We start from the raw sequence: 23,257 nt of genomic DNA on the forward strand, positions 1-23,257 counted from the left end.
GATATGGAATTAAACGTCTCATTCGTCAGTAGGAATTTAACCTACATGAATCTAAAGTTATTGTATTTTCTAGGTTCTACTAGGATATACCCTCAGCGTTCCTACAAGTTGTAGTTAGGCTGAAACGGGTCGCACGTTTTACTTCTTTCTATAGACAAAAAACATAAATATCAACTACTACCGAGAGAAATATTAAGAACTATGACTTTTAGCCGAGTTTTTTGCTGCCAAAACTATCTAACTTGAAAAAGAAAACAAATTAAACAGTATTAATTTTAGATATGGCAGAACAAACACAAGAAAAAAACAAAGCATTTTTAGATAAAGTTATTGCTAATAGCAATTTACAAACAGTTAACGAAGCGCAGACAGCGACTAAAGTAGTATTTCGGATTCTGCGTGACTTGCTACCTAGAGAAGAAGTAGACAAGCTTGCTGATGAGTTGAGAGGAAAAGAAGCACCTAATGCGGATATGGAAATTAAGGACTTGTTTAAAGATACAAATCCGATGGTAAGTTTCTTTAGCTATATTAGTCCTATTCAACAGCTTAATATCTCTAAAGACACCTTTATGTTGAGACTAAATCAAGAAGGTGCGGTTAGACATGATACCGAAGCTGAAGAAGTGACTAAAGCAGTATTTAGCGCGACAAAAGATGAAATATCTTCAGAGCAAATAGAAAACGTGGCAAAATGCATTTCTGATGATGAAATACGTGCGCTATGGCAACAAGCTTAAAGCCTAACTAAAGTTACCACAAAAGAGCGATCGCACTATCATATTTAAAATGCGATCGCTCTTTTAATAATAGACTTATGCGCACAAATCACCATAAATTACTTTATCAAGAGGTCATAAGGTAATAAGGCTTAATCTTTTATTCATGCGCATTGGTCTAATAGTTAATAGGAAACTTAGAATCAATCACTTCAACAATTTCTCTGGGATTATTACCATAAGTTAAAGCTAACAACTCATTACTAATTATTATTAGCTTGTCAAAATCAACTAACTTTTCTAGCTTCTGATAATCTATACCTTCAAAAACTTCTTTGGCAGCACCGAAAATTGCTTCAAGCTGACAATTTGAAATATGCTCATCCCAATTATTCTCTTTAATATAATGAGATTTATTACCTAATCTATTGCGTTTTTGAATTGCTAAAAGACTATTACTAAGAGAATTTTTCCAACTTCTTGTCACTCTTTTCTCAACCTGAATTTTAATCAAATGAATTAATAAAATGACTAGAAACGATTCCAAGTTATTGATCTTATCTTGTCTTCCCATCGCTTCTAATTCTTCTACAATAGCAAAGGCGCGATCGTATTGTTGATTAAGTAAACAGTCTTTTAACTCCAGTATTTCTTCCATATACAACTCCTTGCATCTTTAAAAAATATCCCCAGATGAACGAAGATAAATACAGATAATTTATTGGCCATGCTTTGCAGTTAGAAACTCATCGATGCTCTAAGCCAACCGCTTCACTAATACTATCTAAACCTTGCTCATCCAATTTAGCTAACAAGCCCGACAACACATTATTAACCATCCAAGGACCTTCATATACCCATCCAGTGTAAACTTGCAGTATACTCGCCCCAGCAATTATCTTTGACCAAGCATCATCAGCGTTAAAAATACCGCCTACGCCAATAATTGGTAATTTTCCTGCTGTTTGCTGGTAAATAAAGCGAATCACTTCAGTCGATCGCTGTTTTACGGGTAACCCGCTAATTCCACCAGCTTCATCTTTGATACTTCTGCCTGTTTCAGGCAGAACTTTTGTATTCAAACCATCACGGCGGATAGTAGTGTTCGTCGCAATAACACCTGAGAGATTATAGTCAGTCGCTAAGTTAAGAAGATCCCTAATATCTTGCCATTCGAGATCGGGAGCTATTTTAATGAGAATAGGTTTATGCTGGGAGTTTACTGTCTGTAAACCTAATAAGATAGGTTCTAATTGTTCTACAGCCTGGAGCGATCGCAATCCTGGGGTATTAGGTGAGCTAACATTAATCACAAAGTAGTCTGCTACATTCTGTAGGTATTTAAAGCTGCCAACATAATCTGCTGCTGCATCTTCTAAAGAGGTGATCTTTGATTTGCACAAATTAATACCAATGGGAATCTGGCGAGGTTGTCGTTGCCAAGTTTGAGCCAGGGTATCTGCCATCACTGCTGCGCCCAAGTTGTTTGCACCCATGCGATTAAGTGCTGCTTTGTCTTTAGGGAGGCGAAACATTCGAGGGCGAGGGTTTCCTGGTTGAGAATGCAGAGTAACTGCACCTAATTCGGCAAAACCAAACCCAAAACTACTCCATATTCCTGCTGCTGTACCGTCTTTATCAAACCCGGCTGCCAAACCAAAAGGATTGTTAAAATCTAATCCCCAAAGAGTCTGTTGCAAACGAGTCTCTTGAACACAAAAAGACTTTTCTAACTGTTTAATTGCTAAACTACCCCAAACAGAATGACGATTTAATTCAAGATTATTCAGCATCTTGAGCATCTGACGATGAGCAGTCTCAGGATCGCCTTTCACTGCTGAAAGCATCAGGGGATAAAAAGGCTTGGTAAAATTGAGCATATTTTGTCAGTCGTTAATTATTAGTCATTTATTATCTCGATCCTGCTTGAGACTCAATTGTTCTTGCAACCTATCTAGCTCTTCTCTGTCGCGCTTTAACTCTTGTTCCAATTCTTGAAGTTGTTCACGACGGGTTTCAATTTCTAATGCACGTCGATTTAACTCTAAATTTTGAGCGGTAACCTCTTGTCGCCATTTTTCTACTTTGCTTTGTTCTTTTTCAATAAACTGGGCATTAATCGCATTTTTAGTCAAATACTGCTGCAAAATGCTTAATATCCATTCTTTAGCTTCTTGGATACTAATTATCTGCTGTTCTCGATCCATTTCTACTAATACTAAGACACCTGCACCAAGAGAGCTTTCTTTGGTCAAAAGCAAAGTCTCCGAATTATCAACTGACCAGACAGATTTCGATTCTTGGCGAGCAAGTACCTGTAGCTGTATCTCTCCCGATGCAGGATTTGTTTGAACTTGAGCTAGGTATAACATGGCTTAAATCGCTGATCATTTGTAATTCATCAGTTACTATTGCAATACAATAAGCTGACTCGAAGAATAATTTTTACAACAAGTATAAGTGATCGATATTCAATATTAATGTAGCTAAGTACATCAATAATAGTTTTACTTTAGACGATTTAAACGCTCCCGTAATATTTGTGCTTGTTTTTCTGCTTCGCTTAAGTCATCTTTTGCTCCCTGAATTACTTCTGTAGGTGCTTTGTTAACAAAGCCAGGATTGTTCAAACGTCCAGTTAGAGACTTAATGTCTGTTTCTAGTTTGTCTAATTTCTTCTGTAACTTACTCTGTAGTGCAGCTACATCAACTAAACCAGTCAGGGGAATTAAAACCTGTACTGTTCCTGTTACCCCAGCAATTACCTGTCCTGGATCTTCGGCGAGAGTAGAGATAATAATTAGCTCACCTACTTTGGCAATGTCTTTAATATAGCTTTGGGCTGATTTGAGCAGATCACTTTCTTGTTGGCTTTCGGTTTGCAGAATAACCTTAATTTTTTCCCCTGGCTTAATTACCGACTCGGCACGTAAGTTACGAATAGTGCTAATAGTATCAAAAAGTAAGTTAAAATTTGTTTCCAACTCAGGATTGATTAAATCTTCCAGCACTTTGGGATATGTTTGTATTGCCAAAGTTTGCTTACCTTCGGTTTGAGTTAAGGTTTGCCAAATTTCTTCGGTAATATGAGGCATAAAGGGATGCAAAAGCTTGAGTATTCCTTCGAGGACATAACCTAATGTTTGTTGAGCTACCTGACGAGATTTAGAAGTCTCATCTTGCCATAAACGACTTTTAACTAGCTCAATATACCAGTCACAGAAATCATGCCAAATAAACTCATATAAACCTTTAGCTGCTTCCCCTAAGCCATAAGTTTCAATATTAGCTTGAGTTTGTTTAACGGTTTGATAAAAACGAGACAGTAACCATCGATCGACCAATTCTAAAGATGCAGTGTCTGGCTGTCCTAATTCCTGGGGAGTTTTTCCCTTAAGATTCATCATGACAAATCGCGACGCATTCCACAGCTTGTTAGCGAAATTACGGGAAGCCTCTACGGAGGCTGATTCTCGTTTTTTACGGTCATAATCAAAGCTGATATTTTGTCCCGCACCCACAACTTTAGTAATCAGAGTATAGCGCAAGGCATCAGCACCGTATTTATCGATCATCAATAGAGGATCGATCCCGTTATTTTTTGACTTGGACATCTTTTGCCCGTTTTCATCCAATACCAAGCCGTGAATATAAACATCATCAAAGGGCATCTTATCAGTAAAGTGTCCCGCCATCATGGTCATGCGGGCTACCCAGAAAAAGATAATATCAAAACCTGTAACTAGAGTCGTAGTCGGATAGTACTTCGCTAAATCCGCTGTATTTTCGGGCCATCCCATAGTAGAAAACGGCCATAAACCAGAAGAAAACCAAGTATCTAAAACATCTGGATCTTGTTGTAGTTGAATATTATCCCCATATTGCTCTTGGGCTTTAGTTTCTGCTTCGGCCTCATTGTAAGCCACAATAAAAGGCGTATGATCGCTAATCTCGCCCCCCGTTTCCGAAACCACATACCAAGCAGGAATTTGATGTCCCCACCATAGCTGACGAGAAATGCACCAATCTTTAAGTTTGACTAACCAATCCCGATATACTTTCTTCCATCGTTCGGGGACATAGTTAGGCGAATTCTCCTGATCTAAAGAAGCTAAAGCTTTACCTGATAGCGGTTCGATTTTGACAAACCACTGAGTCGATAATAAAGGTTCTATAGGTACTTTACCGCGATCGCTGTAAGGAACGCTATGGCGATAATCTTCAATCTTAACTAAATTACCTAATTCATCCAGTTTTTTAACAACATTCTTACGGGCAACAAAGCGATCCTGTCCTTGAAACTCTCCTGCATTCTCATTCAGACTACCATCTTTATTCATGATGTTAATCATCAGTAGATTATGCCGTTGTCCCATCTCAAAGTCATTAGGATCGTGCGCAGGGGTTACTTTAACACATCCTGTCCCAAACGACATATCAACAAATTCATCACCAATGATGGGAATTTCTCGTCCAACTATGGGCAAGGTAATAGTTTTACCAATAAAATCCTTGTATCTTTCATCATGAGGATTTACCGCAACCCCTGTGTCTCCTAACATCGTCTCAGGACGAGTCGTCGCCACTTCCAAATAACCACTACCATCAGTCAAAGGATAACGAAAGTGCCACAGATGACCGTCTACCTCTTGATTTTCGGCTTCTAAATCTGATACTGCCGAAAGAGACTCGGGACACCAGTTAACCAAATAGTTACCGCGATAAATCAAACCTTCCTCATAGAGTTGTATAAAGGCTGTCTTGACCGCCTGAGATAAACCCTCGTCCATGGTAAATCTTTCCCGCGTCCAGTCAGCAGATACCCCTAGACTCTTTAACTGATTAATAATCGTCGTGCCTGATTCTTCTTTCCAGACCCAAGCCCTTTTTAAATACTCTTCCCGTCCTAAATCCTCTCGGCTTTTACCTTCGGCCTTAATTTGCCTATCGACAATAGTACTTACGGCAATACTAGCGTGATCTGTCCCAGGTAGCCATAGCGTATTACGCCCAATCATCCGATGATAGCGAATCAAAGTATCGATCAGCGTACTCTCAAAAGCGTGTCCCATATGCAAACTACCCGTAACATTTGGCGGGGGAATGACAATACAATAGGGTTCACCAGGATGATTAGGATCGGCTTTAAATACTTCCTTGTCCGCCCAGTATTGCTGCCATTTGGCTTCGGTTTGCTTGGGATCGTATTGGGTAGAGAGATTGGTGTCAGTTGCGGTCATGGGAATAGCAGAGAAGTTGGATTTTCAGCAATTATTTATTGTATATTCATTGCCGTCACTCTTGCTATTGAGTTGTTTTTAAAGGATGATGATGCGATCGCCTTTCAAAATACAATGACTCAAATTATTGACAATGCAACTGCATTACTTTGTGAGTTAAAATTAAAATAACTCCCAAAATACCGACAATGACTGAAATACTGCAAGCAGAATCTACATTAACCGATAGATATCAAACCACTGTCCCAGATATAGTTAGAAAGGCTTTAGGTTTGAATAAGCGCGATAAAATTGTTTATGTCATTAACTCGGATGGAACGGTTACTATTACTCGCAGTGAAATTTCTGAAGACGATCCGATCTTGAATAAGTTTCTTGATTTTCTCGCCCAAGACATAGAGCAAAATCCGCAGTACATCCAACCCATTACACCAAAAACTCTAGAACGAGTTCAATCTTTAGTAGCCGATTTGGATATCAATTTAGATGCACCACTGTCTGATGAGGATGAATAACTTTGTCAGAAAATCAACCATTAATCATTAATGGATGGCGTATTTTTGCTCATTCATTGTTTAGCAGTCAGTTAGAAGAATTATCAATTAAAGTCGAAGGTTTACGCCAGAAATATCCTCAAGATTATCAAAAGAAGAATGCAACCAAAAGATTAGCAGCAATCAATAAACTGGCTTTTGAAATCATTCCTCAAGATCCAACCCGCAAAGAATATCGTCAAGGAAATACTCTTGGTAAGGAATACAAACATTGGTTTCGAGCCAAGTTTTTTCAGCAATATCGCTTATGTTTTCGCTATCATCATCAACAAAAAATTATTGTTTACGCTTGGGTAAACGATGCAAAATCCAAACGCGCTTATGAAAGTAAGACTGCTGCTTATCGAGTCTTTAAAAGGATGCTAGAAAGTGGCAATCCTCCTAATGATTGGAAAATGCTATTAGAACAAGCAAAAAATATAACTGAGTAGAGAAATTGGTGTCAGTTGCGGTCATGTGACTACCAGAGGGGTGAGTAGTTAAAGCAATTATTTTATTGTATATTCATTGCCCTCACTCTTGCTATTTAGTTATTTTTGGACTTGGTGCGACCGCTCTAATTAATGAGAATTATTGTGTGTTGGTTTCAATCTTCAACCTAACCTACGAGATCGGCGATTACTAAAAAATCTTTTATTTTTGGTAGCGTCTTGTTACCAATACCACACCGTTGTTTTGTTAAAAAATTAAGGCTAGTAATTTTATTTTTCTTTCTATATTCAACTATTGATTTAGCTGCTTCTTTAGGCTTAATAGTACTGACGCCAGATTTTTCAGTTTTAATATATTCCAGTACTTCAACAATATCTTTTTCTAATGCAGTAAGAATTGGTATCCGAATAATTTTGCCTGATTCAACTAAAACTTGATTCAGCATTTGATTATTTATAACAATACACCAAACAAAATCTAAGTTTACTTTTTTTGCTGCTTCTAGTATTTGAGTATTTTCAATTACTTTGTAGTTATCTTCTGAAACAAGTTCAACCATTACAGGCAAAATATTTTTACCAGTTGTTTCCATTTGTTTTGCTAAATTTTTAATTAATGCTGGATGTGCGTCAGATTTACCTTGAACAAATTTACAAGGTATACGTAAAATGCGACCAAGTTCAACATTTAAAAGAGATTCGTTTTCTGTAAAAAGTGCCATAATTTAATACTTCCTAATTGTCTATAAAATGATGACCGAGAAAAATTTCATCTGCTAACTGTTTGTAAAGTTTAGTGATTGGAGAATTTTGCCAACAGATAACAGGTAAGTGTTTGTATTCAGCTAATTTGGTTTGAGCATAAATTGCTAATCTAGTTTTACATTGATAACCTGTAAATCGTTTATTTTTTAGTTCTTGTTGAATATATTTTTCGAGTTGAGAGTCTGATGCGACACCAGGAGGACAATTACTAAATACTATTCCCAAATTCCAAGGGCCAATATGTAAGTGATTTTGCTTAACTCTATTTTGTCTAATAGTTACAGCATCTTTTTGATATAGATCGACAGCATGATGTAATGTCTTTTTACTGTAGTCTAAAAGAATTATAAAAGTATCACAAGAAAGAATTGTGGCAATTGTCAAATAATCGTTAGCAGGTGATACATCTATAAAAATATAGTCATAATTTTCGGCACATAATTCAATTAGTTTTTGTTTTAATTTAATGGCTAAATTTCGATCATAATCAGTTGAGTTATCTCTAAGTTTATTTTGAGATTTTTGATTTCCTGGAAGTATAGATAAAGAAAAGTTTTTTTTATCTGTAGTAGAATAATTACGAGTTTGAATAGTATCTTTAAGAATTTGTTTTGCATCATCTAAATAACCTGCGTGAATTTTCTTAAAACACGATTCTAGATAGTCTGAATAATTATTTGGCTCTAAATTTAAAGCTCTAGTTAAATCATTTTGTGTATCTAAATCGAGCAATAAAACTTTTTTGCCTTCTAATGCCAATACTGAAGCTAAATTAAGCGTATTGGTGGTTTTAGCTACGCCTCCTTTACGATTCCAAACAGCAGTAACTAATGCTTTCGGTTTACCATATAAACAATATTCTAATTGCTGCATTAATTCAGGAATAGTTGATTCTGTCATTCTTTGAATCGGTGTCAGTGGCAAAATTAAACCATCAACTCGTCGCCAAAGTTGGAAAAAATCGCCATTGAAAACTAGTCCATAAGAAGCTAGACGATTAGGGTCGATATTAGTGTTGCTTTTATTTAAATATTGTTTAATGCCATTTTCTTTTGGAGAATTTTTATAGCCTATAGCATCTCTATATAATTGATGTTTTTGACATTCATCAATAAAGTCTTGATTGCAAACAGTTGCTAAACTTGATACACGTTTTTTTATTTCGATTACTAAAGCTGGAGATTTAGTAAAATCTGGATAAATTAGTCTATCGGGTTTTAATCCCGCTCCTGCACCTAAATTAATATCTAATATTTGACTAATTTCTAAATTTAAAGATAAAAGTAATGGTTGAACAAAGTTAAGTTCTAGATTTTTTTCTGAATAGTCATTTGGAAGTTTTTTCCAAATTTTAATTATATTATCGTAGGATATTTTATTAAAAGTAGTTGCTACCATGAGGATTAACTTGAAGTGTAATATATTTAAAGTTCCCCAAACTCATATTAAAGTAACAAAAAATAGATTAAAAATAATTGGAATAAGATGCGATCGCTTTTAAAATTATTTTATAGATTATCCTTATTTTGGTGTGATTGTTTTGTGGATGGCGCGATCAGTCGGCTACACGAAGCATAATTGCGCTGGAGGTAGATAGGCGATGAGGTAAGAGTAAAATTAGAATATTGACTAAATAGTCATTACCCATGTCTTATAAATTAAATATCATCATTGAAGAAGATGAAGATGGTTTTTATGCTTATTGCCCAGAATTAAAAGGATGCCAAAGTCAGGGGGACACTCTAGAAGAAGTACAAACTAATATCACAGAAGCAGTCGAACTATACTTAGAAACTTTATCCGAGAATGAAAAACAAGAACTTCTCCAGAAAAAAGTAACCACCATGACTTTAGAAGTGTCTGTTGCCTAAGCTACCCAGACTAATAGCAAAAGAAACCGAAAAACTTTGAAATAAGACAAAAGCTAAAACTTAGGAATGTAAGATAAACAAAGCCAATTTACAATAGGCGGTTGATGATTTACGTTTATAGTGAGCTACAGTCAGGGTTTAGTTGGTTAAGGCAGTATAGAGGTGCTAATCCTAGTTTTGCCTGTATTCTGGGGTTTACTGCCACAGGATTAATTCCAGGCATTTCCGCAGCAGGAGCAACGCCAAAAGATCGAGAATACACAGCGATCGCTGATGCCGAATTTTTAGCTAAAGGAGTACAGGCTTATTACGATCATCCCCTACCAATTCTTGAAGCGGGAGTCTCTCCTACCTTTATTTCTCGCGCTGTAGTTGAAGCATTAGAGCTGCCAACTTATATTTTTAATGCAGGTTTACCTCATCAGCCAACTGTAGAGACGATCGATCTAGGAGGAGTTGCAGCTGCTTGTGTTTCGTCAGGTAAGGCAATGCCGATCGCCAAAGTGCTGCATTTATTTAACCAAGGCTTAAAATGGGGCGAAAAGTTAGCCTACACGGCTGATTATTTAATTATTGGAGAATGCGTCGTCGGTGGGACAACTACAGCTCTAGCTCTTTTAACAGCACTAGGGATTAAGGCAAAAGGAATGGTAAATAGCAGTCATCCCAGCTGTAATCATGCTCAAAAATGGTCTGTGGTTCAAGCTGGCTTATTAAATGCTGGCTCACTAAAACAATTTCAAGATCCTTTGGCGGCGGTAGCAGCAGTAGGCGATCCGATGCAAATTGTGAGTGCAGGGATGGCGATCGCTGCTAGCCGCCATGTGGGTGTAATGTTAGCAGGAGGGACACAAATGTTGGCAGTATATGCCTTAATTGAAGCGATCACACTTTACCACAACGTCTCGGCTCAGCTAGCTCAAATTGTAGTCGGGACAACTCGTTGGGTAGCAGAAGATCCCACAGGTAATACTGTAGCTTTAGCAAAAGTTGTGGGTGGAGTCCCTCTGTTGGCTACTGGTTTGAATTTTGCCACTTCACGATATCCTAGCTTTCGTGCTTATTCGTCAGGATATGTTAAAGAAGGTGTCGGTGCAGGAGGCTGCGCGATCGCAACTCAGCTTAAACAAAATTGGACTTCCACTCAATTGCTCACTGTTGTTGAAACTTTATTTGCTCGTTATCGTAGTTTAAGAATGAATTCTATAGGTCAATAGTTGCTCTTCTAGAGCTGCAATGCGATTGTATGCTGCGGTAAGCTGCGCTGTTAAACGGCGAATTTGCGTATCGGGAGCTAGATTATCGCTACTTGAACTAGTACTACTACTGCTGCTGTTGTCATCTACCAAAATATCTTTATGAGTTAATTGATATTCTGATTTTCTGTCCTGACCTGCAAATTTGGCCGAGCTTGAAGCAAAATTAGGTAAAGAATAGGATTCTTGTTCGACACGCTTTGGTTGTTGAGCGCTTAATTCTTTAACTTGGCTGCTAATTTGCTCGCTCATCTCGTGTAAGCGGTCTATTTTGTTCCGTAATTCGCTAACTTGTGATTGCAATGTATCCATATAATTTCTAAAGTTAATTTATTTTTCAGGTACTTTAATGCTAAAAGCATTAATTCAAAAAATTACGACTATTCCTGATTCATTTAACAATTGCTCAACGTATTTTTATGAAGATTCTAATAATACTCATAATCCTTATAATTCTTAATTTCAAAGCAAAATTGCCTCAAATTAAACCGAAGAATAGATTTGACGATCTAAGCCATGTTATTAATTTGATCCAAATGGTTATACCTCAACAGCTATAAACTTAAGCCATAATGAATTACCATTTATCTCGTCGTCGTTTTCTTAAAGCTATTACTGCTACAGCTTTGACTCAAATGCTGTTAGGCTGTGATAACGCTGAAACAATTTCACAAATACTATTCTTAGAAAGTTCTGTCCCGTCACAGCTAATTGGAAACTTTCATAAAATAGTTAACGGACAAAAAAAGGTTAATTTCAAACCTCAAAGCCAGTTAGGACAAATCTTTGATTTACTACTAAATTTACAGCAAAACAAAAAGTCAGATCAAAAGACAAAGAGTTTATTTGATAAAATCTTGAATAAATCGGTAGTTAATCCTGATTTGACTACCTTAGGTGACATCTGGTTATCATCTGCCATCAAGCAAAATTTAATTCAACCTTTATCAGTAAAGGACTTAGTTAGCTGGCAAAAATTACCTACTCGATGGCAACAATTGGTCAGGCGTAATAATCAGGGAAAATTAGCCACTGACGGGCAAATATATGGCGCGCCTTATCGTTGGGGAAGTACAGTAATTGCTTACCAAAGCGATAAGTTAGACGAATTAGGTATAACTGTGAGCGACTGGCAAGATCTGTGGCAACCAGAATTGCGCGATCGCATTTCTCTACTAGATTCTCCTAGAGAAGTTATCGGTCTGACTTTGAAAAAATTAGGACGCTCTTACAATACTGAGAATTTAGATTTTGTCCCAGATCTTGAAACAGAGTTATTAGCCTTACACAAACAGGCGAAGTTATACAGTTCGGAACACTACCTAGAACCTCTGATTTTAGGAGATACTTGGGTTGCTGTGGGCTGGTCAACAGATATATTACCCTTACTCAAACGCTACCCTGAGATCAAATTGATCGTTCCTAAGTCGGGAACATCTTTGTGGGCAGATCTTTGGGTTAAACCGCAAATACCGCAAGCATCATTGATGAGCGATAGTCAACAAGCTTCAACTGTAGTTGAAAAATGGATCGACTATTGCTGGCAACCTCAAGCAGCTAAACAAATATCTCTATTTACCAACGGAATTTCGCCAGTTTTATCTTCTTTAAAGCCAGAAGAGATACCCGAAGATCTCAAAGACAATCTTTATTTTAATTCAGCAGTCTTAAATTCTGACAAGAGCGAATTTCTCTTACCTCTTGAACCAGCAACAGAACAGCAATATCAAGATTTGTGGGTGAAGATTCGACAGTCGTAACAGTAGTTGCAACAGTAAAAGTGAATCGCCATTCAGCAAGGCTTATGTTGTAATCAGGATTGAAGAATTTTGATCTTAATTGTTAGTTAATGAATATTGCCTGGCGAGAAGTTAAGGAGAAGTTTAAACAGATCTGGGGATATGAAGATTTTAGATCGCCTCAAGGGGAGATAGTTCAAGCTCTTTTAACTGGTCAAGACGCTCTAATCATTTTGCCTACAGGTGGCGGAAAGTCGATTTGCTTTCAGCTACCTGCACTTCTGCAAACAGGATTAACTATAGTGGTTTCTCCTCTGGTGGCGTTAATGGAGAATCAGGTCAATCAGTTAAAACATTTAGGATTATCTGGAGCTTTACTACATAGTGAATTGTCTAGAAGTGAAAGAAAAAAAACTTTAGACGCGATCGCACTGGGGGAATTGAGCTTATTATATTTATCACCCGAAACTCTACTTAGTTTACCTGTCTGGAAAATTATTGCTCAACCCGAAGTCAAGATCACGGGTATTGTGATCGATGAGGTTCACTGCTTAACTCAATGGGGAACTACTTTTCGTCCTGCCTATCGTCGCTTAGGTATTGTGCGTCGTAGTTTACTTCAGCATAAACCGACTGGGACAAAAATCGCGATCGCCGCTTTTACCGCTACTGCCGATCCTCAAGCCCAACGCGAGATATCTCTGGTTTTGGAGTTAAAGCAACCAGAAACTTGGTTAATTAGTCCCTATCGTTACAATCTCAGTCTTAATATTCAGACGGTTTGGACTCCCAGAGGCAGAAAGCAACAGATGCTAAGGTTTATTCAAACCAAAGCAAATCAATCTGGTTTAATCTATGTTCGTTCTCGTAAAGATAGCCAAACCCTGGCAGCATGGTTAAAATCTGAGGGTTATGCTGCTGCTGCTTATCATGCGGGATTGATTACCAGCGATCGCCGAAAAATTGAGCAAGGCTGGATCTCAAGTAAAATTCAATTCGTGATTTGTACCTCTGCTTTTGGCATGGGGATCGATAAACCGGATGTTCGCTGGATAGTTCATTATCATTCCCCAGAATTACTGGCTGAATACATACAGGAAGTCGGTAGAGGTGGCAGAGATGGCAAACCCGCTGAAGCTTTAACTTTGATTAGTGAACCGACTGGATGGTTAGATCCCGAAGATAAACAGCGTAGTCAGTTTTTTCAGCGCAAGCTAGAACAGCAATATCGCCAAGCGCAAAAAATAGTTGCACAACTACCGCAGCAAGGTGCGATCGCCACGATCAAATCACAGTTTCCTCATGGAGAAATTAGTCTGGGTATCTTACACAGCTTAGGTTTGGTTTACTGGCCAGATCCGTTTCATTACTGCAAACGCTCTGCTCAAGTGTCCTTAAATCGTCTCGCCCTCAGCCAAAAACACCATCAAAAACAGATGCAGCAATATCTGAGAACTAAGCAATGTCGTTGGCAATATCTATTACAGGCTTTTGATTTTAAACAAGAAGCACAAGGCTTTAAATGTGGAACTTGTGATAACTGCCGTAATGCCAATTTATGAGAAAAATGATTCTAAATCCTGTTTGGATAGAACACTTCCACAAGTCAAAAGTCACATTGTGCTAAAGCATACACCTTCGGATATCCTGCGGGAAGAGGAAAAGTCAAAAGTTTTACTCATTACTCATATGGTAGTTTGATGTCGGCTGATTTGAAGCGGTAAAAAATCGATTATGATGAGCGCCAAAACAACTATAATCTAATATAGATAGTGGTTTTCATTATTTATTGGGATGCAACGACCTGTCGAGTTTTTGTCTGTGGTCAATGGCTAGTTGCTGCCAATTTACTAATTAATAACAATGTCAATGTATCTCACTAGTTAGTGGAAGGCTATATCTAGCTACAATAAGCTTTAATTATCTAGTTAAATGTTGGAGAAAATAGAACAGTATGCCACGCAAAAAACCCAAGTCGACCAAATCTGGTAATAGACCGCTCAAAACAGCAAGTTTTTTAGAAAAGTCTCAGATAGGAATTTCTCTGACTACTCAGGCTTTGAAAAACCTCAATGAGATTGTGGCAACAACTGGTTTATCTAAATCCAAAATTTTTGAAGACTTGGTTACAGGTAATTTGGCGATCGCCAGTCAGGTTGCAGAAAAAACGATTTCTATTGAGACGAAAAATGAAGCTGATTCCTCCGAAAACACACCTCAGATACAAATAGTAGAAGGTATAGTTTCCACCGAAAATCAGCAACAACCTGCACCAGAGTCTTCAGATCAAAAAGAGCGAATAGACTCAACTACTTTAGCAGAATTAAAAGAAAAAATTAAAGAACATAAGGCTAATTACCAAGCATTGAAAAAATATGCTCAGGAACAAGAAGCATTAGTTAATAAATTAACCAAACAAGTAGAAGAACAAAAAGATTTAGAGTCGGAACAAAGCAAACAAAAAACTGATGATTTAGAGCAGCAATTCAACCAAGAATTAGAACAGCTTAGGCAACAAATTGCTGAGAAAGAAGCAGACTACAAAACTTCTCAAGATAGCCTGTCAGTCAGTGAAGCCAAGATTCAAGAATTAGAGCAGCAATTATCTGCACAACAAGACAGCGATACTAACTTTCAAAATCAACTATCAGAGAAAGAAGAAGCTTTAACTCAATTACAACAGCAGCTAGACCAAAAGCAATCCGAAGTTGATAGTTTAACCAGCGATCGCCAACAGGCACAAAACCAAGCAGCAGAGAAAGAAGAAGCTCTAACTCAATTACAACAACAGCTAGAACAGAAGCAATCGGAAGTTGATAGTTTAACTAGCGATCGCCAACAGGCACAGAATCAAGTATCAGAAAAAGAAGAAGCTTTAACTCAATTACAACAGCAGCTAGAACAGAAGCAATCGGAAGTTGATAGTTTAACCAGCGATCGCCAACAGGCACAGAATCAAGTATCAGAAAAAGAAGAAGCTCTAACTCAATTACAACAGCAGCTAGAGCAAAAGCAATCGGAAGTTGATAGTTTAACTAGCGATCGCCAACAGGCACAAAACCAAGTATCAGAGAAAGAAGAAGCTTTAACTCAATTACAACAACAGCTAGACGAAAAGCAAGCTGAAGTTGATAGTTTAACTAGCGATCGCCAACAGGCACAAAATCAAGTATCAGAGAAAGAAGAAGCTTTAACTCAATTACAACAGCAGCTAGAACAGAAGCAAGCTGAAGTTGATAGTTTAACTAGCGATCGCCAACAGGCACAGAACCAAGTATCAGAAATTCAACATCAGTTATCTGAAGCGTCAACTGCGAATCAAATTCTTCAATCGCAGCTATCTGATGCTCAGCAACAGTTGGGCATATTAAAAGAACAAACTCAACAGCAACAAGGAGAACTCAATCGTCTTGGTGTAGACGTGCAAACTAGTCATCAACAGCTGAGCGATAAGCAAGGGCAAATTAGCAGCCTAGAACAGCAAGTCAAGCAGCAAACAGTACAGATTGAGGAACAAAATAAAGTTGCTCAAAATTTGCAGCAGCAAGTTACCAAGCAAGAACAGCAGGTGACAGAATTAACCGAACAAGTGGCTCAAAGAGAGCAGGCTATTAATCAAACTAAAGAACAGTTGAAACAGGAAATAGCGCAGAAAGAACAGCAGATAAACAACTTAAAACAGGAAAGTGCCAAAAACAGTGAACTAACTAACCAGGTAAGCGATCGCTCAAGTTTAATCGAGCAGCTAAATCAGCAGTTAGAAGAGCAGAAAAGCAACTATGGCTTATTAGATTTCAAAGGAAACGAACAGCAAGGCTTAATTGCCAGCTTGCGATCGCAGCTAGAAGAACAGCAATCTTTAGTAGCTACAACTAGCGCCTCCAGCACCTACAAGACTTGGACAATAATTCTACTCGGAGTTTTGTTAACTATAGCTTCAGTAATTTCAGCCAAATCCTCTATGTAGCCAGATTGTGGACAATAAATCTAGTGCGGCGATCGCGGGCTGATAATTACTAATTTAGCGAAAAAATCAATCTAAAACGTTGATATTCAGGATTTTTTGCTTAAATCTAAATGATAACGATAGAGGGCAACAGGGCGATCGCCTGCGGTGAAATAGTTTGGATCTTGAGGAGAAAGATAAATCGCTGTAATCTGTTCGGCACTGATATTTCCCGAATCTAATAGCTGATAGTTAGAGGAGGTTTCTACCTCATTAAGATAAACTCTTTCGGGGGATCTGAATAATTGCTGAGTAATTTCGGTAGCAATAAATTGATTATTCGGCGGATTTTCTCTACCGCGTCTGGTTATTCTAGAAACTAGCTGGCGATCGCCTTTAAGAAAGGTTATTTGTTGGTTTGGGTTATCAGGATCGACCTTGATTCGGTAAACACTATCATCTCCTAAATAAGCCTGAGCAATTTTCTTACCATTGAATGCTCGATCTGCCACTACTATAGGATGAGACGACTTGAACGCTGATAACCAGCCTGTAGGATGAACATAATATTCAGCGCCAAATCTAACCTGAAAAGCGATTTTTCGATTAAGGTAATTTTGATTGTCGTTAAATCCAGGAGTAACAATATCTGGGGCTAGGGGGGCTATTTGTTCTACTAAAGTACTGTCAACATTCCATGTTCCAGCCATCCACTCAGGATATTCTAAGTCTCCTTTGGCAAGCTTTAATGAGGGTTTACTAGTCCATTCTGGAAACTGTTCGATGCGATCTACCAAGGAAGCAGCAAAGGTATTTGAGGTAAAACTTAGCAGGATCAAGCAAACCAAAATGATACTTAATAACTGCCGTTTGAAAGTCTTGAAGAGTTGATGGCTAGGAGCAGTTTTGTCTCTCATCTTTAAACATGACTCAATGTATTATCAGCATTATTATCCCAGTTCTCAATGAAGCCGCGATCGTTAAATCAACTTTGACACAATTACAGCAGCATTCTGGGGTAGAAATAATTGTGGTCGATGGAGGAAGTCAAGACAATACTGTCGCTTTAGTTCAGCAAACAGGGGTAAAAGTTATTACTGTCGTGGGAAAAGGTAGGGCGGGACAAATGAATGCAGGGGCAAATGCTGCTCAAGGAAACATACTACTGTTTCTTCATGCTGATACTCGACTACCGCCACACTTTGTCGATCTGGTTATTCAGACTTTAAAACAGCCACGGATTGTTGCTGGAGCGTTTAAATTAGCTATCGAAGGTACAGATAGATCTTTGCGTTGGGTTGAGATGATCGTAGAAATGCGATCGCGCCTGCTGTCGCTTCCCTATGGCGATCAGGCAATCTTTATTTCTAAACTAGCTTTTATTGAGTCGGGGGGATTTGCTGATTTACCAATTATGGAAGATTTTGAATTTGTCAGACGAATCAAAAGTCAGGGAAGAATTGCGATCGCGCCTGCTGCGGTACTTACTTCTGGTAGACGTTGGCAAAAGTTGGGAGTCTGGCAAACTACTTTAATTAACCAATTGATTATTGCTGGCTTTTATTTAGGTGTCTCTCCCACTAAGCTAGCTAATTTTTATCGTAGTCAAGGTAAACAGTAGATTTAAAAATTAGCAATATTAATCAATGCGATCACAAACGATAATTTCTTGTCAATAGTCGGATTAAAACCAGCATTCATCAAAAAACCGACTAATACAAACAAACTGTTTAGTCGGCTAGTTAATTGTAATTAAATAATTACTTAATTATTGATGCTTATTTGTTGAAATATTTTTGTGCTTGAGCTAAAGCAGCACTACCAATGTTAAATATGGCCCAACTAGCAGCGATCGCCAAAGGTGCTATTACTATTAATACGCGCCAATCCATAATTCAATCTCCGTTACAACTATTAATTTATTTAAAAGGTCTATTAATGCCAAACCAGATTTATCTATATTCAAATGTACCAGTTTTGTTAACCTTTTATCCAGATTTTTTTGAGCCGTTAGGTCTTAGCCAAAGAAAAAGGGGATTACGTATCCCCATTGAACTAAAACTGCTTTGTAAAACAGCGAAACAGTTTATTTAATTTACAGTATTAATACCTAAACCAACTTGAGGTTAGGATAATAAGCCAGAATATCATCAGAAGACAAAGTATCTCCCTCTGCTTGTGGTGTCCAAAGGATTTCTACGGCTAATAAGCGATCGCTACCAAGGCTACCAATCTGCTGTAGGCTGTTGCGCATATCACTCTCGCCGTTAATTTCGGGTAAATTAAGGCTACCAGTTGCACCAACAATTACTGTAGCGATAATATATTCCCCAGAATCACCTTCTTTTAATTGAATCGCACCTTCAGCTGTTTCACCCCCCAAAGCTTTCTGCGTTTCGTTGCTAATTGCGTTATCTACATTAGTTAAGGTTTCGCTACTAAACTTACTGCGCTCTGTCAGAGCCAACTGATTAAACTTAGCTTCTGCTGCCTCTAAGCTCGCTTGCTGCGAGTTTGTCGCACCATAAACCCAATATTCGGGGTGTCGTAGTAAAGCCAAAGTTGCTTCTTGTAATACAGTAGCTCTTCCTGAAGCAGAACTAGTGTCGGCTGTCATAGCCAGACGATTTAATTCAGGCTGCAATTCACGAGCATTAGCTAGTAAACCTACCTGAACTTGAGCCACAGTTACTTTAGAGCTGTTACCATAGCCAGACTCTTCGCCAACTCCTGCATTGCGGAAGCTGCGCACTAAAAAGTTAGCAATAGCAAAGAAAATCAAAATCGAGAATAAACCGCCACCACCATAGCCGACAAAGGGAAGTAGAAAGGGAAAGCCAAAACCGCCACCACCGTAGCCGTAGCCATAGCCCCGGCCATAGCCACCACCATAACCACCGCCACGGGGTGTAGAATAGCTGCGAGAAGGAGCGCGGAATGAACCACCACCAATTCTCCCACCTGTACGGGCAGCCATAGCATCACCCGCATTGCCCAAGACAAGAACGCAGACTAAGATCAGGGCAACAATAGAGTTGAGCCAGTATTTGGACCAAGAATTTCGTTTAAAAATCATTTTCATAAGTTGTTCAGTTAATTGTATGTTTAAGCTTTAGAATGTTGATGTTTAACCACCACCAACAATCGTGACAATTTCCAAGCGATCGCCCGTTTGCATTTGAGTATCCGCCCAATATTGACGATGTAGAATTTCCCCGTTATATTCGATCGCGATTAAACGAGAGTTGAAACCTAACTGAGTTAATAACTCTGGTAAAGCAATTTGAGCTACGCAGGTATGAGTTTCTCCGTTGACCTGTATTTTTATTTTATTAGCTGCATTTATCATAGATCTAGCTGAGCCTTGGGGTAATTACCGTCTAATTAATTGGGATAAAAACTGGCGGGTAACTTGGGTTGGTTGCTCTGCTTGCATAATAGCGCGAACCACTGCTACCCTTTGTGCGCCTGTAGTTAGAACTGCATTGATATTATTAAGATCGATTCCGCCAATCGCAAACCAGGGAACAGGACATTTAGCTTTTACATAGTCAATATATTCCATCCCTACTGCTGCCTTACCTAGCTTCGTCGGAGTCTCGTAAAACGGTCCTACTCCTACGTAATCAGCCCGTTCAGCGATTGCTTTATTCAATTCTTGTTTATTAGTAGTTGAACGACCAACAATTTTATGAGTTCCTAAAATTTCGCGAGCAAAAGTCACTGGTGCATCATGTTGCCCTAAATGAACTCCGTCCGCATCTACCGCCAGAGCTATATCTACTCGATCGTTAACAATAAATAAAGCATTATATTGATGGCATAGCTGACATAGCTGATGAGCTTTTTCAAGGCGATCGCTGTCTTTGCCTTCTTTATCGCGATATTGGACTAAACTTAGACCACCTTTGAGCGCAGCCTCTACTACCTTGAGAATTTCTGGTTCGGGCGAAGTTACCAGATATAAAGGCGCATTGTGTAGCTGCTGATGACGATAATTATTGAATAGACTGCTTTCAATGGTATAAACACGGTAACGTAGCTGTTTACAGGCGATCGCCATCTTTGGCTCATAAAGCTTACTATATTCTTCTAATACTCTCAAGGCTTCTTGCGAGCGACATAAATTTGCCTGAAGCAACTGTTCGATACTCTCTCTTACTTCTTCTTGGGGATGGGATAAATCTGTCCCCACATCACCAGGAGTATCTCTCGCCTGACGCAACTCCCAGCTATGCCACTGGGCTAATTCTTGGCGGATCTGCTTACATTCCTCTGCTAGGGGTTGGTGGTTCAAGCCTAGACGACACCACTCCTCTATAATCCTTAATCCTTCTCTGGCGCGATCGAGATTAGCATCTAAAATTCGGTAAATAGCTTTTTTCATTAACTTAACTTAGAGCTAATATTTTTACTTCTATAAAACCACACTGCATCTGGTTTTAAAACAACGAGACAGTCTGTGATACTAGCTTACAGTCTGACAACCCCTAAAAAAAGTCCCAGAAACATTAATAATTTCTAACCGCGATCAATCAATATTTGTCTGAGATCCCTAATTAGCTTTAAGTTACGTAATTTTACTGTTTAATAATTCCCAAATAATTCCCAAATTTCTCAAAAGTTACCGTTGCCAATTCTATTTTGAGCGATTATGATTGTCCTGGAAAATAACCTAAGTATTTTCTCTTAAATGATTTTACTTAGATCGATTCAGTGCCAATGACAATTAAAGCTGTAGAGGAACAAGTATCGACGTTAATGCAACCATAAACACAACTCAGACTAAGTATCTTTTGGCAAGTAAATCGCGCTTCCATATCAAGAAAGCTAAATTTTGGCTCTAACTCGTTGATTACATTGACTGGGATTAAAGACTGGGACTTGAAAGACACTAATTACTAATCTTTTATTCCTAATTTTTTATTTACTGCAACTATGTCTCTAAAATTACCGTTAGTTTCCATAATTATTTCTGCTTACGATGAAACAAGGTATTTGCCACTGACAATAGATAGCATTCTGCAACAAACTTGTCCTAATTTTTAAGTTTTAATTTTTAAGTTTTAATTTTTAGTAATCACTATCAGTTTATGACGATCGCTGAACCATTAGTTTGCTGTCGAAAATTTTCCGAAGCCAACGCCAAAAATTGGCCAATTATCGAGACAGATTTACAAACAACCATCGAACAAGCTTATCAGAATGCACCACCCGATTTAATACGGCTAAAACCACGTAGCTATGCTGATGCCAGCCTCTATCTAGCCAAAAGGGTTCTACATGACAAACTAGATCTTGCTATTGCTAACAACTATTGCCACCAAGCTTTAGAACACGCTCCATTAATCAGCTTGTCTTCAGAATTTTTGAGGATACGTTTAAAAATTATAATTTGGCACTATTTAAACAGCGATCGCTATAGTCGTTTACTACTGTTAATTCAAGCTGCTCAACGTTTTTTTGAAGCAACTATCAACCAGATTAAAAAATATGGTCATAGCCTACTCAACTAGATCCTGAATTAAGCAACGTCAGATCGCTTCTTACCTCTTACTCGAACAGCGAGGAATTAGACATTGTATAAAATTGTATTAATCCATCCTAATGCGGGAATTAATTGGAAAGGAAACTCAGAAATTTTGGCCGTCGAATTAGCTCGTCGCTTAGATAATTATTTTGAAGTGGAATTACTTAGCGGTGCAGAATGCGGTTCTTTTAGTCATCCAATTAAATCAATTAATCGTAGTAACGTTTCAAGTTTGGCTCGTCATTGTCTAATTTCAGGTATTTTACGTAGATGGGTGAAGCATCCCGAAATAGCGATCGAACATTTAACCAGCTTTTTGCCCTGCATATCATATTTGCTAAAAAAACCTGCCGATTTAATTTTTCCCCAAAATGACTATGGTGGTTTATTTGTAGCTACTTGCATCAGAGCAATTAAAGGTACGCCAATTCTGTTTACCGAACACAATGGTCTTTTGGACCAAGGGAGATATCTAGAACGTAATTTAACTCTACAGCCCGATCGCTTGATTGCCCTTAATCCTGAAGTAGCTGAATACGCTCGTCGTCTAGCTCCTCGTCAAGCAGTGAGCGTCATTCCTTATGGTGTTGATGCTACTGAATTCTCCCCCGAAGGCAAAGCGATTATGACTGGCTTACCAAAACCAACTATAATCTGTGTTGCTTCATTAAATCGTGATGATAATCAAAGAATTGAACTAACTATCAAAGCTGTCGCCAATTTACCCCAGGCTAGCTTGTTAATTTGCGGTGAAGGTGCTGATCGAGAGTATTTTCAGGATTTGGGCGATCGCCTTTTAAGCCCAGAACGATTTCAAATTAGAACCTTTGCCTATGCTCAAATGCCACAAGTTTACCGAAGTGCCAATCTCTTTACCTCTGCTTCAAGACAAGAATCTCGCGGACTCAAATATATTGAGGCAATGGCTTGTGGTCTACCTGTTGTAGCTACCGATGATTCTGTTCGTCGCTACTTAATCGGCAACGGAGGTACAACTTGTGATGTTACCAACCTGGATGCTTATAGCAAATCTCTAAAAAATACTTTAGAGCGACAATGGTATCAACAACGACCGCGACAAAATGCTTTGAGATTTAGTTGGCAAGGAATTACTCTGCTTTATTATCAAGCAGTTCTTAAAACTATCACCAGGCAGAATAAAAATCTTGTTTACTTAAATCGAAACCACTCGTTAAAACAATAAAC

At 38.3% G+C, this 23,257-nt stretch carries 23 protein-coding genes; 11 read left to right on the plus strand and 12 right to left on the minus strand.

Annotation, left to right across the window (positions count from 1 at the left end):
- The first annotated feature begins 281 nt into the window (after positions 1-281).
- Positions 282-740, plus strand: a complete 459-nt coding sequence (locus V6C71_24875; GenBank protein ID HEY9771691.1) for a DUF2267 domain-containing protein — start codon at positions 282-284, stop codon at positions 738-740.
- Positions 741-897: 157 nt separating this feature from the next.
- Here the strand turns inward: V6C71_24875 and V6C71_24880 are convergent, their stop codons facing one another.
- From V6C71_24880 to V6C71_24895, 4 genes are all read right to left on the minus strand, one after another.
- On the minus strand, positions 898-1,377 hold the full coding sequence (locus V6C71_24880) for a DUF29 family protein (protein ID HEY9771692.1): 480 nt from the start codon (positions 1,375-1,377) through the stop codon (positions 898-900).
- An 88-nt stretch (positions 1,378-1,465) separates the two neighbouring features.
- The gene (locus V6C71_24885) at positions 1,466-2,599 is read right to left on the minus strand and encodes a quinone-dependent dihydroorotate dehydrogenase (GenBank protein ID HEY9771693.1); all 1,134 of its coding nucleotides are present in this window, start codon (positions 2,597-2,599) and stop codon (positions 1,466-1,468) included.
- A gap of 24 nt (positions 2,600-2,623) precedes the next feature.
- Positions 2,624-3,091: a hypothetical protein gene (locus V6C71_24890; protein HEY9771694.1), complete on the minus strand. Its 468-nt coding sequence runs from the start codon at positions 3,089-3,091 to the stop codon at positions 2,624-2,626.
- Positions 3,092-3,226: 135 nt separating this feature from the next.
- Positions 3,227-5,959 (minus strand): valine--tRNA ligase, encoded by a 2,733-nt coding sequence (locus V6C71_24895; protein HEY9771695.1) that lies wholly within the window; start codon positions 5,957-5,959, stop codon positions 3,227-3,229.
- 188 nt (positions 5,960-6,147) lie between these two features.
- Between V6C71_24895 and V6C71_24900 the strand changes: the two genes are divergently transcribed.
- Both V6C71_24900 and V6C71_24905 read left to right on the plus strand, forming a co-directional pair.
- Entirely contained in the window at positions 6,148-6,474 is a 327-nt protein-coding gene (locus V6C71_24900) for a type II toxin-antitoxin system PrlF family antitoxin (protein HEY9771696.1), read from the plus strand.
- 2 nt (positions 6,475-6,476) lie between these two features.
- Positions 6,477-6,944 carry a type II toxin-antitoxin system YhaV family toxin gene (locus V6C71_24905; protein ID HEY9771697.1) on the plus strand — a complete coding sequence of 156 codons (468 nt, stop codon included), beginning with the start codon at positions 6,477-6,479 and terminating at the stop codon, positions 6,942-6,944.
- A gap of 167 nt (positions 6,945-7,111) precedes the next feature.
- On the opposite strand, the gene V6C71_24910 is transcribed toward V6C71_24905, so the two are convergent.
- A complete protein-coding gene (locus V6C71_24910; protein ID HEY9771698.1) occupies positions 7,112-7,666 on the minus strand; it encodes a hypothetical protein in 555 nt (184 codons plus the stop codon).
- A gap of 13 nt (positions 7,667-7,679) precedes the next feature.
- Positions 7,680-9,107, minus strand: coding sequence for a ParA family protein (locus tag V6C71_24915; protein HEY9771699.1), 1,428 nt, complete (start codon positions 9,105-9,107; stop codon positions 7,680-7,682).
- A gap of 248 nt (positions 9,108-9,355) precedes the next feature.
- Here V6C71_24915 and V6C71_24920 point away from each other — a divergent pair, with 248 nt between their 5' ends.
- Both V6C71_24920 and V6C71_24925 read left to right on the plus strand, forming a co-directional pair.
- Entirely contained in the window at positions 9,356-9,580 is a 225-nt protein-coding gene (locus V6C71_24920) for a type II toxin-antitoxin system HicB family antitoxin (GenBank protein ID HEY9771700.1), read from the plus strand.
- A gap of 104 nt (positions 9,581-9,684) precedes the next feature.
- Positions 9,685-10,797 carry a TIGR00303 family protein gene (locus tag V6C71_24925; GenBank protein ID HEY9771701.1) on the plus strand — a complete coding sequence of 371 codons (1,113 nt, stop codon included), beginning with the start codon at positions 9,685-9,687 and terminating at the stop codon, positions 10,795-10,797.
- Here V6C71_24925 and V6C71_24930 read toward each other — a convergent pair.
- Positions 10,771-11,148: a hypothetical protein gene (locus V6C71_24930; protein ID HEY9771702.1), complete on the minus strand. Its 378-nt coding sequence runs from the start codon at positions 11,146-11,148 to the stop codon at positions 10,771-10,773. The genes V6C71_24925 and V6C71_24930 overlap by 27 nt on opposite strands.
- Before the next feature lie 260 nt (positions 11,149-11,408).
- On the opposite strand from V6C71_24930, the gene V6C71_24935 reads away from it, so the two are divergent.
- The 3 genes from V6C71_24935 to V6C71_24945 all read left to right on the plus strand — a co-directional run bounded on the left by V6C71_24935 (position 11,409) and on the right by V6C71_24945 (position 16,542).
- A complete protein-coding gene (locus tag V6C71_24935; GenBank protein ID HEY9771703.1) occupies positions 11,409-12,596 on the plus strand; it encodes an extracellular solute-binding protein in 1,188 nt (395 codons plus the stop codon).
- Positions 12,597-12,685: 89 nt separating this feature from the next.
- Positions 12,686-14,137, plus strand: a complete 1,452-nt coding sequence (locus V6C71_24940; GenBank protein ID HEY9771704.1) for a RecQ family ATP-dependent DNA helicase — start codon at positions 12,686-12,688, stop codon at positions 14,135-14,137.
- A gap of 392 nt (positions 14,138-14,529) precedes the next feature.
- Positions 14,530-16,542 carry a hypothetical protein gene (locus V6C71_24945; protein ID HEY9771705.1) on the plus strand — a complete coding sequence of 671 codons (2,013 nt, stop codon included), beginning with the start codon at positions 14,530-14,532 and terminating at the stop codon, positions 16,540-16,542.
- Positions 16,543-16,628: 86 nt separating this feature from the next.
- Here the strand turns inward: V6C71_24945 and V6C71_24950 are convergent, their stop codons facing one another.
- Complete coding sequence (locus V6C71_24950; GenBank protein ID HEY9771706.1) at positions 16,629-17,438, minus strand: hypothetical protein; 810 nt, start codon at positions 17,436-17,438, stop codon at positions 16,629-16,631.
- 8 nt (positions 17,439-17,446) lie between these two features.
- On the opposite strand from V6C71_24950, the gene V6C71_24955 reads away from it, so the two are divergent.
- Positions 17,447-18,142, plus strand: coding sequence for a TIGR04283 family arsenosugar biosynthesis glycosyltransferase (locus tag V6C71_24955; GenBank protein HEY9771707.1), 696 nt, complete (start codon positions 17,447-17,449; stop codon positions 18,140-18,142).
- Between the two features lie 157 nt (positions 18,143-18,299).
- Here the strand turns inward: V6C71_24955 and V6C71_24960 are convergent, their stop codons facing one another.
- The 4 genes from V6C71_24960 to V6C71_24975 all read right to left on the minus strand — a co-directional run bounded on the left by V6C71_24960 (position 18,300) and on the right by V6C71_24975 (position 20,908).
- A complete protein-coding gene (locus V6C71_24960) occupies positions 18,300-18,413 on the minus strand; it encodes a photosystem II protein Y (protein ID HEY9771708.1) in 114 nt (37 codons plus the stop codon).
- A 218-nt stretch (positions 18,414-18,631) separates the two neighbouring features.
- Positions 18,632-19,603: a DUF1517 domain-containing protein gene (locus V6C71_24965; GenBank protein HEY9771709.1), complete on the minus strand. Its 972-nt coding sequence runs from the start codon at positions 19,601-19,603 to the stop codon at positions 18,632-18,634.
- A 45-nt stretch (positions 19,604-19,648) separates the two neighbouring features.
- Positions 19,649-19,870, minus strand: a complete 222-nt coding sequence (thiS, locus tag V6C71_24970) for a sulfur carrier protein ThiS (GenBank protein ID HEY9771710.1) — start codon at positions 19,868-19,870, stop codon at positions 19,649-19,651.
- A 24-nt stretch (positions 19,871-19,894) separates the two neighbouring features.
- Complete coding sequence (locus V6C71_24975; GenBank protein ID HEY9771711.1) at positions 19,895-20,908, minus strand: thiamine phosphate synthase; 1,014 nt, start codon at positions 20,906-20,908, stop codon at positions 19,895-19,897.
- Positions 20,909-21,614: 706 nt separating this feature from the next.
- Between V6C71_24975 and V6C71_24980 the strand changes: the two genes are divergently transcribed.
- Entirely contained in the window at positions 21,615-22,037 is a 423-nt protein-coding gene (locus V6C71_24980; GenBank protein ID HEY9771712.1) for a hypothetical protein, read from the plus strand.
- A gap of 63 nt (positions 22,038-22,100) precedes the next feature.
- Complete coding sequence (locus V6C71_24985; protein ID HEY9771713.1) at positions 22,101-23,255, plus strand: glycosyltransferase; 1,155 nt, start codon at positions 22,101-22,103, stop codon at positions 23,253-23,255.
- Positions 23,256-23,257 lie beyond the last annotated feature (2 nt).

This window comes from Coleofasciculaceae cyanobacterium, assembly GCA_036703275.1.
Lineage (GTDB): Bacteria > Cyanobacteriota > Cyanobacteriia > Cyanobacteriales > Xenococcaceae > Waterburya.

Coding starts and splice junctions, on each gene's coding strand:
- V6C71_24875 (HEY9771691.1), top strand. CDS start 282: ATGGCAGAACAAACACAAGAAAAAAACAAAGCATTTTTAGATAAAGTT.
- V6C71_24880 (HEY9771692.1), bottom strand. CDS start 1,377: ATGGAAGAAATACTGGAGTTAAAAGACTGTTTACTTAATCAACAATAC.
- V6C71_24885 (HEY9771693.1), bottom strand. CDS start 2,599: ATGCTCAATTTTACCAAGCCTTTTTATCCCCTGATGCTTTCAGCAGTG.
- V6C71_24890 (HEY9771694.1), bottom strand. CDS start 3,091: ATGTTATACCTAGCTCAAGTTCAAACAAATCCTGCATCGGGAGAGATA.
- V6C71_24895 (HEY9771695.1), bottom strand. CDS start 5,959: ATGACCGCAACTGACACCAATCTCTCTACCCAATACGATCCCAAGCAA.
- V6C71_24900 (HEY9771696.1), top strand. CDS start 6,148: ATGACTGAAATACTGCAAGCAGAATCTACATTAACCGATAGATATCAA.
- V6C71_24910 (HEY9771698.1), bottom strand. CDS start 7,666: ATGGCACTTTTTACAGAAAACGAATCTCTTTTAAATGTTGAACTTGGT.
- V6C71_24915 (HEY9771699.1), bottom strand. CDS start 9,107: ATGGTAGCAACTACTTTTAATAAAATATCCTACGATAATATAATTAAA.
- V6C71_24920 (HEY9771700.1), top strand. CDS start 9,356: ATGTCTTATAAATTAAATATCATCATTGAAGAAGATGAAGATGGTTTT.
- V6C71_24925 (HEY9771701.1), top strand. CDS start 9,685: ATGATTTACGTTTATAGTGAGCTACAGTCAGGGTTTAGTTGGTTAAGG.
- V6C71_24930 (HEY9771702.1), bottom strand. CDS start 11,148: ATGGATACATTGCAATCACAAGTTAGCGAATTACGGAACAAAATAGAC.
- V6C71_24935 (HEY9771703.1), top strand. CDS start 11,409: ATGAATTACCATTTATCTCGTCGTCGTTTTCTTAAAGCTATTACTGCT.
- V6C71_24940 (HEY9771704.1), top strand. CDS start 12,686: ATGAATATTGCCTGGCGAGAAGTTAAGGAGAAGTTTAAACAGATCTGG.
- V6C71_24945 (HEY9771705.1), top strand. CDS start 14,530: ATGCCACGCAAAAAACCCAAGTCGACCAAATCTGGTAATAGACCGCTC.
- V6C71_24950 (HEY9771706.1), bottom strand. CDS start 17,438: ATGAGAGACAAAACTGCTCCTAGCCATCAACTCTTCAAGACTTTCAAA.
- V6C71_24955 (HEY9771707.1), top strand. CDS start 17,447: ATGACTCAATGTATTATCAGCATTATTATCCCAGTTCTCAATGAAGCC.
- V6C71_24960 (HEY9771708.1), bottom strand. CDS start 18,413: ATGGATTGGCGCGTATTAATAGTAATAGCACCTTTGGCGATCGCTGCT.
- V6C71_24965 (HEY9771709.1), bottom strand. CDS start 19,603: ATGAAAATGATTTTTAAACGAAATTCTTGGTCCAAATACTGGCTCAAC.
- thiS (HEY9771710.1), bottom strand. CDS start 19,870: ATGATAAATGCAGCTAATAAAATAAAAATACAGGTCAACGGAGAAACT.
- V6C71_24975 (HEY9771711.1), bottom strand. CDS start 20,908: ATGAAAAAAGCTATTTACCGAATTTTAGATGCTAATCTCGATCGCGCC.
- V6C71_24980 (HEY9771712.1), top strand. CDS start 21,615: ATGACGATCGCTGAACCATTAGTTTGCTGTCGAAAATTTTCCGAAGCC.